Below are 12,726 nucleotides of genomic sequence, written 5' to 3'. Positions count from 1 at the left end.
CAGCACCGCAACAAACAGCAGTAGGCGAAAAAACTAGAGAATGTAAGGAGAGGGAAAATGTTCGAACTCGTAGACAACATCCCCGCAAGCCCGGTAATCAAAGTTATCGGTGTTGGCGGTGGCGGCGGCAACGCTGTCAACCACATGGTCAAGAGCAACATCGAAGGCGTCGAGTTCATCTGCGCCAACACCGATGCTCAAGCGCTGAAAAACATCGGCGCGCGCACCATTCTGCAACTGGGCACCGGCGTAACCAAAGGCCTGGGTGCCGGCGCCAACCCGGAAGTCGGCCGTCAGGCTGCGCTGGAAGATCGTGAGCGCATCGCTGAAGTGCTGGCGGGCACCAACATGGTGTTCATCACCACCGGCATGGGCGGCGGTACCGGTACCGGTGCGGCGCCGATCATCGCCGAAGTGGCCAAGGAAATGGGCATCCTGACCGTTGCGGTCGTGACCCGTCCGTTCCCGTTCGAAGGCCGCAAGCGTATGCAGATCGCCGACGAAGGCATCCGCATGCTTTCGGAAAGCGTCGACTCGCTGATCACCATTCCGAACGAAAAACTGCTGACCATCCTCGGCAAAGACGCCAGCCTGCTGTCGGCTTTCGCCAAGGCTGACGATGTACTGGCCGGTGCCGTTCGCGGTATCTCCGACATCATCAAGCGTCCGGGCATGATCAACGTCGACTTCGCCGACGTACGCACCGTGATGAGCGAAATGGGCATGGCGATGATGGGCACTGGCTGCGCCAGCGGTCCGAACCGTGCACGTGAAGCCACCGAAGCGGCCATCCGCAACCCGCTGCTGGAAGACGTGAACCTGCAAGGCGCACGCGGCATCCTGGTGAACATCACTGCCGGTCCTGACCTGTCCCTGGGTGAGTACTCCGACGTGGGTTCGATCATCGAAGCCTTCGCTTCCGAGCACGCGATGGTCAAGGTCGGTACCGTTATCGATCCGGACATGCGTGACGAGTTGCACGTGACTGTGGTTGCCACGGGTCTGGGCGCGAAAATCGAGAAGCCTGTGAAGGTCATCGACAACACCGTTCACACCACCATGGCTTCCGCTCCGGTGCAACAACAGGCCCCTGCGCGTCAGGAACAACCTGCTGTGAACTACCGTGACCTGGACCGTCCGACCGTCATGCGCAACCAGGCTCAGGCCGGTGCTGCGACTGCCGCGAAGATGAATCCGCAAGATGACCTGGACTACCTGGACATCCCGGCTTTCCTGCGTCGTCAGGCTGATTGATGGAATGTATCAGGGCTATGAAGGTGATTGGTGTTCAGCAAAGGCTCGGTCTGCTATTATCGCCAGCCTTTGTTGATACCAGTTCGCAATTTGCGCTGAAGCGGCCCAAGCCATGATTAAACAACGCACACTGAAAAATATTATCCGTGCCACAGGTGTAGGCCTGCACTCCGGGGAGAAGGTCTACCTGACCCTCAAGCCTGCGCCTGTCGACACTGGCATTGTGTTTTGTCGCGCTGACCTCGACCCTGTGGTGCAGATTCCTGCCCGCGCGGAAAACGTCGGTGAAACCACTATGTCGACGACGCTGATCAATGGCGACGTCAAAGTGGACACGGTAGAGCACTTGCTCTCGGCCATGGCTGGCCTGGGCATCGATAACGCCTACGTCGAGCTCTCCGCGTCCGAAGTCCCGATCATGGACGGTAGCGCAGGACCTTTCGTATTCCTGATTCAATCGGCAGGCCTGGAAGAACAGGACGCCGCCAAGAAATTCATCCGCATCCTGCGTGAAGTGACAGTGGAAGACGGCGACAAGCGCGCCACTTTCGTCCCTTTCGACGGATTCAAGGTGAGCTTCGAGATCGATTTCGATCACCCGGTATTCCGGAACCGCACCCAAAGTGCAAGCGTGGATTTTTCCAGCACTTCGTTCGTAAAAGAAGTCAGCCGCGCCCGTACTTTCGGTTTCATGAGTGACATCGAGTACCTGCGCAAGCACAATCTCGCACTCGGCGGCAGCGTTGAAAACGCAATCGTGGTCGATGCCGATGGCGTACTGAACGAAGACGGCCTTCGCTACGAAGACGAATTCGTGAAGCACAAGATCCTCGATGCAATTGGCGACCTGTACCTGCTGGGCAACAGCCTGATTGGTGAGTTCAAGGGCTTCAAGTCCGGCCACGCACTGAACAACCAGCTTCTGCGCAAACTGATTGAGCAGAAAGACGCCTGGGAAGTCGTGACGTTCGAAGACGCCAGCACTGCACCGATCTCTTACATGCGCCCGGTTGCGGCAGTGTAAGTAAAAAACCTCTCTAGTTTTTTGAAGGCCACCTTTGGGTGGCCTTTTTTTTTGCCTGTGTTCAGGACGCCAGCACCACCCGGTTCCGGCCTCCTTCCTTGGCCTGATACAGCGCCCGGTCCGCCGCGAACAACAGTTGTTCCAGACTGATTTCACTCGCTACCGTCCAGGTGCTGATACCGATGCTCACTGTCATCGGCATTTCATCGCCCTCCATACGCGGTAATTGCTCAACGCCAGCCCGCACATGCTCGGCAATCTGTCGCGCGCCTGCGCTATCGGTCTCTGCCAGGATCACCGAGAACTCTTCACCGCCGTAGCGCGCCACCAGATCCGTCGGGCGTCGCACATTCGCGGTAATGACCTTGGCCAGTTCACGAAGGGCCTGATCCCCGGCCTGATGGCCATGCCGGTCGTTGAATGCCTTGAAGTGATCGGCGTCGATCATCAGCAGTGACAAGGATTTGCCCGAGCGCTGCGCACGAAACCATTCGTGACGCAACGACTGGTCGAGCATGCGCCGGTTGGCGACCCCCGTCAGAGCATCGGTGGCCGCCAGTTGGGCCAGCTCATGTTCGGCGCGCTGGCGCAGACGCAGTTCTCTGACCAGCAGCCAGGTCAGCCACAGCAGTCCGAGGCAGAGCACACCGGTGGCGCCACTGATCAGAATTGCCGTGCGCTTCCACGCCCCGAACACTTCCTCACTCGATAGCGCCACGATCACTGTCAGCGGCAGGTTGCCGACCTGGGAGTAGGTGTACAGCCGTTGCTGATGATCCATGCTCGAAATGCTATTGAAACTGCCATTGCCGCTGCGATCGCGCAGAATCCTCACAACATTGGGACGGGCGGCGAAGCTCTTGCCGATCGAATCACTTTGCAGATAAGGCTTCTGGGCCAGCAGGATGCCGTCGTTGTTGATGATGTTCAGGGTGCTGTCGACGCCGATGTCGAGGCTGTTGAACAACTGGTCGAAATAATCGAGCTTCATTGACGCCACCGCTACGCCGAGGAATTCGCCGGTGTCCGAAGAGATACGTCGGCTGAAACTGATACGCCACTGGTTGGCGTCGTCGCAGTCGCAACGCGGCTTGAACGGGCGGCTGATGAACATGCCGGCGTCGCGGTTGAAGGCGTGGGCGAGGAAGTAGTCGCGGTCGGCGAAGTTGCCCGGCAGCGGTTCGATCCGCGAAGAGTCGGCGATGACCTCGCCATGCTTGTCGAGAAGCAGGATGTCACCCTTGAAGCGCGCGGTAGTGGAGCGGTCGAACAGCGCCAGGTGGCGGATCTGCGGCGACACGTTTTTCAGGTCGTCGCGCTGGGCGGCGGCGATCAATCCTTGCAGGGTCAGGTCGTACAGTTCGACGGTGCGCAGCACATCGGCGTCGATCAGTTGGGCGATGGTGGTGGCGCTGCGAGTCGCCGATTCCTGGGCGTTGGCGCGCTCGCGAATCAGCAGAAAGGTGACGATGCACACAATCGCGATGACGCTCAGCAAACTGCCGAAGATCAGCAGCAGCTCCGGACGTCCGGTCTTGCCCGTAGCGGGTGGGGTGCGGCTCGCGATCATGGTTGGGTTATCGGTTGAAGAGTCTTATAAGCGTAGTTGTACAAACGTCGCTGCCGCACACGCAAGAAAAAGGCCAGCGCATAAGGCTGGCCTCTCTACTGTAGCGCCGATCTTAGAAGACGTTGATCGGGTAGTCGATGATCACTCGGTATTCATCGGTGTCAGTGTCCAGCGCGCCGTAACCGTTGCTGCCGCGGTTGGTGGCCCATTGCAGGCGCACGGCGAGGTCTTTGGCCTGGCCGCTCTGCACCACGTATTTGAGGTCGATGTCGCGTTCCCAGTGCTTGGCGTTGCGGCCTTCAGCGCTGTACCACGAGGCGTAGCCCTTGCTGTCCGGATCGACCTTGGTCAGGTCCAGCGTACCGCGCGAGTAGGACACCGCCGAAGTCAGGCCCGGCAAGCCGACACCTGCGAAGTCGTAGGCGTACTTGAGTTTCCACGAGCGCTCGTTCGGGCCGTTGAAGTCGGAGTATTGCTGGGAGTTGTCGAGGTAGATGCTGTCGCCCTGGCTGATGTAGTCGAATGGCGTGTTGCCGTTGACCCGCTGGTACGCGGCGGTGACGCTGTGGCTGCCGATGCCGACGGTGAAATGCAGGCTGTAGGTGTTGTTGTCGATGTTGCCCAGCAGCGCCTCGCCGGTGTCCTGGGTGTGATAGAAGTGCAGGCCCGGGTTGAGGGTCACCCGATCGTTCAGCGCCCAGGTGTAGTCGAGGTCGTAGTAGTACTGGTCCCAGATGTCCTTCAGCTCGGCGGCATACAGGTTGCTGGTCAGGCCTTCGACGCCGCTCCAGGACACGCCGGCCCAGTTCAGGTGCTGGCTTTTATCGCCCTCGGCGAGGGTGCCGTACGAGGTGCCGATGCGTTTGTGGCCGCTCTGGTTGTACGGCTTGGTGAAGCTCGCCTGGCCACCTTCGATCATCCAGCCGTCGAAGCTGTGGTTGGTCAGGCTGACACCGCGAAAAGTCTGCGCCAGCATGCGGCTTTCACCGCCGGCGATCACCGGGTTGGTGAGGAACAGGTCGCCGGCCTTCAGTTCGGTATCGAATGCACGCATTTTCAACGTACCGCCCGCGGTGGAGAACGAGCCCGGCGCTTTGCCGTTGCCATCGCTGACCGGCAGGATGCTGGAGTTGTCCGTACCGCCACCACCGTCGAGTTTCAGCCCGAGCATGGCGTGGGCATCGATGCCGAAGCCGACCGTGCCTTCGGTGTAACCGGACTGGAATTTGCCGAGGAAACCCTGGCCCCACTCGATGTTGTCGTCCGCTTTCTGTAGGCGGTTGCGATTCATGTAGTAGTTGCGGGCGTTGAGGTTGAGGCTCGAGCCTTCGACAAAACCTTCCTTATCGGCTTCAGCGGCGTGGGCGGCAGGAGCAATCGTTGCGGCGATTGCAATGAACAGCGGGGTAAAGCGGACTGGGTAACGCACTTGCGGTAAAGCTCCTTGGGTCAACTGGCACTTCAATGTCTTGAGGTGCGGGGTGTTTCTAATGGTAAGAGACGCACCGGACCGCTTTCACACCACAACGAAAAAAGGCCACTGAAAATCAGTGGCCTGGAAAGACGACGGTTGAACGGGAAGAGCCAAACAACCGCGTCGAGGGAAACGTTTAACGTTGCGCGACTCAGCTGTCTTTCTCGGCTGCCTGAGTCCGGGAAGTTGCGGCCTGAGGGGCTTGCGTGGCGTCTTGAGCCTTGGCCATCACTTCTGCCTGATACTGTTCGAATGCCAGGGCGCGAGCGGCATTGTGCGCTACGAACGACTGCGATTCTTCAGCCATCGCCATCGGCGACAGGATCAATGAGGACAAAACGAAAGCGCTGGCAATACCCATACTGTTCGACATCTTGAAAACCTTCTTGCTTGGCAAGTGCTGTTTGGTGCGGGCAAAGATAAGGTTGCCGGGCGTCGGGAAACAGCGTGATTTTCATAAATGACTGTTACAGCAAAAGCAAAAGTCACCCCCTCATCGGAACGCCGCCCGCCCAACCCTCTCCCCCAGGGGGGCGAGGGGGAAAGGGAGCCGATTGGGGACTTTTCAGAATCTGAGTTCGACTGGATTTTTCAGGTCGGCGTAACTCGAAAGAACAACTCGGTCAGTCCCCTCTCCCTCGGGGCGGTCCGACGTTTCGGGTGGGTTAGGCTGAGGGGGCTTTTCAGACCGGCAAATGAATCCCGAAAGTGTTCATCCCGCGATCACTGCGCACAAACACATCCCCACCATGCATCAGCGCAATCGCCTTGACGATCGCCAGCCCTAGCCCATGGTTATTACCGCTGTTACTGCGCGAAGCGTCGACCCGGTAAAAGCGCTCGAACAGGCGCGGCAAATGCTCGCTGGCAATCGGCGCACCGGGGTTGGCCACGCCGATGCTGACCTGATGTTCCTCGACCGCGATCTGCACTTCGATCACCTGTCCCGGCGCGGTGTGTTGCACCGCGTTACTCAGCAGATTGATCAACGCCCGGCGCAGATGGGCGATCTCGATCTGCACCTGTGCGTCGCCACTCACATGGACCTGAACCTGTGCATCTTCGAGGATGAAGTCGAGGTATTCGAGGGTAGTCGCCACTTCATCGGCCAGGGAGGTCGAGGTCAGCTTGGTGGCCTTGCTGCCCTGATCGGCGCTGGCCAGAAACAGCATGTCATTGATGATCGAGCGCAGGCGTTCCAGCTCTTCGAGGTTGGATTGCAGCACTTCGAAATAATGCTCGGCGGAGCGCCCGCGAGTGAGGGCGACCTGGGTCTGGCCGATCAGATTGGTCAGCGGCGAGCGCAGCTCATGGGCCACGTCGGCGTTGAAGGATTCCAGTCGTGAATAGGCCTGTTCGACCCGCTCCAGCGTCGAGTTGAACGAGTCGACGAACTGCTCCAGTTCCGGTGGCAACGGCGACAGACGCAGACGCCCGGCCCGCAACGGCGGCGCCAGACGCTGGGCTTCGTGGGACAGTTTGATCAGCGGTTTGAGGCCGATTCGTGCCACCCAGTAACCCAATGCCGAGGCCAGCAGCACGCCGATCACCGCCAGACTCACCAGCGCGATCAGCAACTGATGCTGGGTCTGGTGAACGGTCTCGGTATCGATGCCGATCATGAAGCGCAGCGGCGGGCGCTGATCCCTGGCCGGCAGTTCGGTGAGCAGCACTTTCAGCGGATAGGGATGGCCGGGCAGTTGCAGGTCGTGCATGCCGGGCGCTCCTTGGGCAAAGGTGCGGATCAAGGCATCCGGTTCGCCGAACTCGTAGCCCGGATCGCCGCTGACTACCCAGAAACGAATGCGTTTGTCTTCTTCGCCGAGCAGCTTGAGTTTGGCGTTGATCTTCACCCAATGCTCGGGGGTGCCATAGCGGTTGAGCGCCGATTCGAGCACGCTGTAACGCGCATCGAGTTCCGCTTCCGGCAGCAGACCCAGGCCTTTGTCCACTTGTTGATACAGCGCGCCGCCAATCAACAGGAACACCAGCAGCGCCACCAGCGTGAACATTCCGCTCAGGCGCAGGGCAATGGAGTTACTGGACACCACGGCTCTCCAGCACATAACCCATGCCCCGGATGGTGTGCAGCAGCTTTTCGTCGAACGGCCCGTCGAGCTTGGCGCGCAGACGTTTGATCGCGACTTCGACGACGTTGGCGTCGCTGTCGAAATTGATGTCCCAGACCATTTCCGCAATCGCGGTTTTCGAGAGGATTTCGCCCTGACGCCGGGCCAGTACGCTGAGCAGCGAAAACTCCTTGGCGGTCAGGTCCAGGCGCGTGCCGGCGCGGGTGGCCTTGCGGCTGATCAGATCGATCCACAGGTCGGCGATGCTCACCTGCACCGGCTCGTGGCCGCCGCTGCGGCGGGTCAGCGCTTGCAGGCGCGCCACCAGTTCAAGGAAGGAAAACGGTTTGCCGAGGTAATCGTCGGCGCCGTCACGCAAACCCCGGATCCGGTCTTCGACCCGCTCGCGGGCGGTGAGCATGATCACCGGCGTCTGCTTGCGCGCACGCAGCGCGCGCAGTACGCCAAAGCCGTCGAGGCCCGGCAGCATCACGTCGAGGACGATCACCGCGTAGTCGCTTTCCAGCGCCAGATGCAGGCCCTCGACGCCGTCGCGGGCCAGATCCACGGTGTAACCCTGTTCCGTCAGGCCGCGGTGCAGATAGTCCGCGGTTTTCTCTTCGTCTTCGATAATCAGAACGCGCATGACCCGCCTCAGTCTGTCGTTGCCAGCGCCGCGACGGGCGCCGGTTTGGGCTTGTGGAACAGCCGCTCAAGCCACAAGTATATGACCGGCGTGGTGAACAGCGTCAGCATCTGGCTGACCAGCAGGCCACCCACCACCGCGATCCCCAATGGCTGGCGCAGTTCGGCGCCGGTGCCGTAACCGAGCATCAGCGGCAGGGCGCCGAGCAGGGCGGCGAGGGTGGTCATGATGATCGGCCTGAACCGCGTGATACACGCTTCGAAAATCGCATCCTGCGGCGACAGCCCGCGATGGCGCTGCGCTTCCAGGGCGAAGTCGATCATCAGGATGCCGTTTTTCTTGACGATACCGATCAGCAGCACCAGCCCGATCAGCGCCATGATCGAAAAGTCCTGGCCGCAGATCCACAGCATGATCACCGCGCCCAGACCCGCTGCCGGCAAGGTCGAGATGATCGTCAGCGGATGGACGAAGCTTTCATAGAGCACACCAAGGATGATGTACACCGCTACCAGCGCCGCGAGAATCAACCACGGCTGACTTTTCAGCGAACTCTGGAACGCCTGGGCCGCACCCTGGAAGTTGCCGCTGATGGCGGTCGGCATGCCGATCTCGGCCTTGGCCTGATTGAGCAAAATCACCGCATCGCCCAACGCAACGCCGGGCGCAAGGTTGAAGGACAGGTTGGCGGCCGGGAACATGCCGTCGTGAGCAATCGACAGTGGGCCGATGGTCGGCGCGTCGAATCGGGCCAGCGCCGACAGTGGCACCATTTCTCCGCTCAGCGGTGAGCGCAGGTAGAAATAGTTGAGGCTTTCGGCCTTGCCGCGCTGTTTGGTGTCCAGTTCCAGGATCACGTTGTACTGGTTGACCTGGGTCTGGAACTCGTTGATCTGCCGCTGGCCGAAGGCGTCGTACAGCGCCTCGTCGACATCACTCGCCGTCAGGCCGAAACGCGCGGCGGCGCTGCGGTCGATGCTGATGTGGGTGATGCTGCCGCCCAGTTGCAGGTCGTTGGAAATGTCACGGAACGCCGGGATGCTGCGCAGCTTCTCGGTGAGTTTCTGGGTCCAGGTGGCGAGGGTCGGCCCGTCGTTGCTCTTGAGCACATATTGATACTGCGCACGGCTCGGGCCGGAGCTGAGGTTGATGTCCTGGCCGGCGCGCAGGTAAAGCACGATGCCGGGGACTTTCATCAGTTGCGGACGAATGCGGTCGATGAACTGGCTGGCCGAAACATCGCGGTCACCGCGTTTTTTCAGGGCGATCCAGAAGCGACCGTTGGCGATGGTCTGGTTGCTGCCGGACACGCCCACCGAGTGGGAAAACGCCTGGACAGCCGGGTCGGCGGCGACGATTTCGGCCATCGCCAGGTGTTTTTTCACCATGTCGCTGTAGGAGATATCGGCGGCGGCTTCGGTGGTGCCGAGGACGAAACCGGTGTCCTGCACCGGGAAGAAACCCTTGGGGATAAACACGTAGCCGCCAATCGCCAGCGCAACAGAGATACCGAACACGCCGATCATCAGTTTCTGGTGGGCGAGGGCGCGGCGCAGGCCGTTTTCGTACCAGCCGAGCAGCCGTTCGCTGAAGCCCGGTTTGTCATGGGCGTGATGCACCGGTTTACGCATGAACAGCGCGGCAAGCGTCGGCGCGAGGGTCAGCGACACCACCACGGAAATCATGATGGTCGAGGTGGCCGTCAGGGCGAACTCCTTGAACAGACGCCCGACCACACCGCCCATGAACAGCAGCGGAATGAACGCTGCCACCAGCGAGAAACTGATCGACACCACGGTGAAACCGATCTCGCCGGCGCCCTTGATCGCGGCGTCACGCATGCTGTCGCCGGCCTCCAGATGGCGGTGAATGTTTTCCACGACCACGATGGCATCGTCGACCACGAAGCCCACCGCCACCACGATGGCAACAAGTGTCAGGTTGTTCAGGCTGAAACCGAGCAAATACATCAGTGCGAAGCTGGCGGTCAGCGACACGCCGAGCACCGCCGAGACAATCATCGTCGCCGACAACTGGCGCAGGAACAGCGCCATCACCGCCACCACCAGCAGGATCGCGATCAGCAAAGTGATTTCCACTTCGTGCAGCGAGGCGCGGATGGTCTGGGTGCGATCGATCAGGGTTTTGACTTGCACCGAGGCCGGCAGCATGGCTTCGAGGCCGGGCAGGGCGGCTTGAATGCGGTCCACGGTCTCGACAATGTTGGCCCCCGGCTGGCGGGAGATCACCAGGTTCACTCCCGGTTGATCGCCGGCCCAGGCTTGCACGTAGGCATCTTCCGAACCGTTGACGACTTTGGCGACATCCTTGAGGTGAACCGGGGCGCCATCCTTGTAGGAAACGATGAGCTGGCTGTATTCCTCGGGGTGGAACAACTGGTCGTTGGTCGACAGCGTGGAAATGCTCGAGTCGCCGTACAACGCACCCTTGGCGAGGTTGAGGCTGGTCTGCTGGATCGCCACACGAATGTCGGCGAGGGTCAGGCCGATGGCCGCCAGTTTGTCCGCCGAAGCTTGAACACGGATTGCCGGACGTTGCTGACCGGTGATGTTGATCTGGCCTACGCCGTCGATCTGACTGATCTGACGGGCGAGCAGGGTTTCCACCAGGTCGCTGAGTTCGGTGCCGGGCATTTGCGTGGAGCTGACGCTGAGGATCAGCACCGGGCTGTCGGCCGGGTTGACCTTCTTCCAGGTCGGCAGGGTCGGCATGTCTTTCGGCAGTTTGCCGGCGGCGGTGTTGATCGCGGCCTGCACTTCCTGGGCGGCGGTGTCGATGCTCTTGTCGAGGGTGAATTGCAGGGTCAGCAGGCTGGAGCCCAGCGCACTGCTGGAGGTCATCTGGGTCATGCCGGGGATGGCGCTGAATTGCACCTCCAGCGGCGTGGCCACGGACGAAGCCATGGTGTCGGGGCTGGCGCCGGGCAGTTGGGCGGAGACCTGGATCGTCGGAAATTCCGCTTCCGGCAGCGGGGCAATCGGCAAGCGCGGGAAGGCAATCACCCCGACCAGCACCAGCGCGATGGTCAGCAGAATCGTCGCCACCGGGTGATCGATGCACCAGGTCGAAACGCCTTTGTGCTGCTTCATGGCTTGGGCTCCGCTTGCACCACCTGCGGCGGTTCGCTCATGACCTGCACGGTCGAACCGGGCTTGAGCCGCGACTGGCCATCGCTGACCAATACGTCGCCAGGCTTCACGCCCTTGATGATGTCCTGGCCGCTGCCTTGATAAACCATCTGCACCTGCACCGCTTCAACCTTGTCGCCGTTGACCCGGTACACGAAGTGTTGATCGAGGCCCCGCTGTACGACGGTGGGCGGGACCACCAGCGCATTTTTATCCAGTGCCGTCTGAATCTTTACCGTTACCAGCAGGCCCGGCCAGAGTTTCTGGTTGGGGTTGTCGAATTCGGCCTTGGCGCGGATGGTGCCGGTGTTGGCGTTGATCTGGTTGTCGATCAGGGTCAGGTGACCTTCGCCGAGCAGGTTGCCGGTTTCGCCGTCGGTGTCGGCGCCGATGTAAGCCTTGACCTGTGCGCGCTGCGGATCGCTGATCAGGCCTTGCAGGGTCGGCAGCATTTGTTGGGGCAGGGAAAACTCGACGGCGATCGGGTCGATCTGGGTCACGGTGAACAGACCCTGGGTGTCGGTCATGCGCAGGAAGTTGCCTTCGTCGACTGTGCGAATCCCGACGCGGCCGGTGACCGGGGAGCGAATCTGGGTGTAGGAAAGTTGTACCTGGGCTGCGTCAATCGAGGCCTGATTGCCCTGGGCGGTGGCCTTGAGCTGGTTGACCAGTGCCTGTTGCTGGTCGTAGGTCTGCTTGGACACGCCGTCGTCGACGCTGAGCAGTTTGTAGCGCTTGAGGTTGACCAGCGCCACTTGCAGTTGCGCCTGGCTTTCGCCCAGTTGCGCCCGGGCCTGGTCGAGGCTGGCGCGGATCGAGCGGTCGTCGATGGTGGCGAGCAGGTCGCCCTGTTTCACCAGTTGGCCCTCTTTGACGAAGAGCTTGGTGAGGATGCCGTCGATCTGCGGGCGCACCACCACGCTGTGCAGCGAGAGCACCGAGCCGATGCCGCTGGTGTAGCGGGGGACGTCTTTTTCGCTGACAGCGACGACCCGTACCGGGATGGCGCTGGGGGCCGCGAGTTTGGCCGGGGCGGGTTTGTATGCGTACCACAGACCGGCGGCTGCGAGGGCGATCAGCAGGGTGGCGAGCAGGGCCTTTTTCTTCTGGATTTGCATGCTTGTGGGGCGCCAGGGGGACGGGGTTTGGGCAGGTTTTGTCTTTATAAACTTGTTTGGGGGTCAGGAGGGTGACGGCTGGCTGACGGCGCTGTCAGTTTCGGCTTTTGACTTGGCGGCCTTTGGGCCGACCATGCTGGTTTTGGGTTGTGTGTATATCCGTTTTTTCGGGTGTTGCGGCTGGCGGTTTCGCCCTTACGGCGAGTCCCTTTTGGCAAACGCCCGGAATGCCGGCCCAGCCAAAAGGAACCAAAAGGTCTGGGCCCCTGCGTTCGGCGCCTCGCTGTGGCTCGGCGTTCCTTCGTTCCGGGATTCATCCGGGGGCATCGCCTACGGTTTGCTTCGCTGCACCTCCTCTCGATGCATGCGGCTTCGCCGCACGGTCGCTGCGCTCCCACCCCCGGATAAATCCCTCCACTCAG

At 61.0% G+C, this 12,726-nt stretch carries 9 protein-coding genes; 2 read left to right on the top strand and 7 right to left on the bottom strand.

All coding sequences use genetic code 11. From position 1 onward, the window contains the following. Nucleotides 1-57: 57 nt before the first annotated feature. Both ftsZ and lpxC read left to right on the top strand, forming a co-directional pair. A complete protein-coding gene (ftsZ, locus tag J5M72_RS27915) occupies nucleotides 58-1,254 on the top strand; it encodes a cell division protein FtsZ (RefSeq protein ID WP_085709356.1) in 1,197 nt (398 codons plus the stop codon). Between the two features lie 112 nt (nucleotides 1,255-1,366). After that, nucleotides 1,367-2,278 (top strand): UDP-3-O-acyl-N-acetylglucosamine deacetylase, encoded by a 912-nt coding sequence (lpxC, locus tag J5M72_RS27910; RefSeq protein WP_169431852.1) that lies wholly within the window; start codon nucleotides 1,367-1,369, stop codon nucleotides 2,276-2,278. A gap of 61 nt (nucleotides 2,279-2,339) precedes the next feature. Here lpxC and J5M72_RS27905 read toward each other — a convergent pair whose 3' ends face one another. From J5M72_RS27905 to J5M72_RS27875, 7 genes are all read right to left on the bottom strand, one after another. Beyond that, entirely contained in the window at nucleotides 2,340-3,848 is a 1,509-nt protein-coding gene (locus J5M72_RS27905) for a sensor domain-containing diguanylate cyclase (protein WP_169431851.1), read from the bottom strand. Nucleotides 3,849-3,960: 112 nt separating this feature from the next. Beyond that, nucleotides 3,961-5,277: an OprD family porin gene (locus tag J5M72_RS27900; protein ID WP_207868168.1), complete on the bottom strand. Its 1,317-nt coding sequence runs from the start codon at nucleotides 5,275-5,277 to the stop codon at nucleotides 3,961-3,963. 196 nt (nucleotides 5,278-5,473) lie between these two features. Continuing rightward, nucleotides 5,474-5,695, bottom strand: a complete 222-nt coding sequence (locus J5M72_RS27895; RefSeq protein ID WP_207868166.1) for a hypothetical protein — start codon at nucleotides 5,693-5,695, stop codon at nucleotides 5,474-5,476. A 310-nt stretch (nucleotides 5,696-6,005) separates the two neighbouring features. Further along, nucleotides 6,006-7,370, bottom strand: a complete 1,365-nt coding sequence (locus J5M72_RS27890) for a heavy metal sensor histidine kinase (protein WP_207868164.1) — start codon at nucleotides 7,368-7,370, stop codon at nucleotides 6,006-6,008. Then, nucleotides 7,360-8,037, bottom strand: coding sequence for a heavy metal response regulator transcription factor (locus tag J5M72_RS27885; protein ID WP_003228008.1), 678 nt, complete (start codon nucleotides 8,035-8,037; stop codon nucleotides 7,360-7,362). The genes J5M72_RS27890 and J5M72_RS27885 overlap by 11 nt, the downstream gene beginning before the upstream one ends. A gap of 8 nt (nucleotides 8,038-8,045) precedes the next feature. Continuing rightward, a complete protein-coding gene (locus J5M72_RS27880) occupies nucleotides 8,046-11,147 on the bottom strand; it encodes a multidrug efflux RND transporter permease subunit (RefSeq protein ID WP_207868162.1) in 3,102 nt (1,033 codons plus the stop codon). Further along, nucleotides 11,144-12,304 (bottom strand): efflux RND transporter periplasmic adaptor subunit, encoded by a 1,161-nt coding sequence (locus tag J5M72_RS27875; protein ID WP_169431846.1) that lies wholly within the window; start codon nucleotides 12,302-12,304, stop codon nucleotides 11,144-11,146. Before J5M72_RS27875 ends, J5M72_RS27880 begins: the two co-directional genes overlap by 4 nt. Nucleotides 12,305-12,726: the final 422 nt, after the last annotated feature.

The organism is Pseudomonas sp. 58(2021) (assembly GCF_017491585.1).
Lineage (GTDB): Bacteria > Pseudomonadota > Gammaproteobacteria > Pseudomonadales > Pseudomonadaceae > Aquipseudomonas > Aquipseudomonas fluorescens_BT.
Note: the sequence above shows the minus strand (reverse complement) of the source record. Positions and strands in the feature narration are given on the sequence as shown.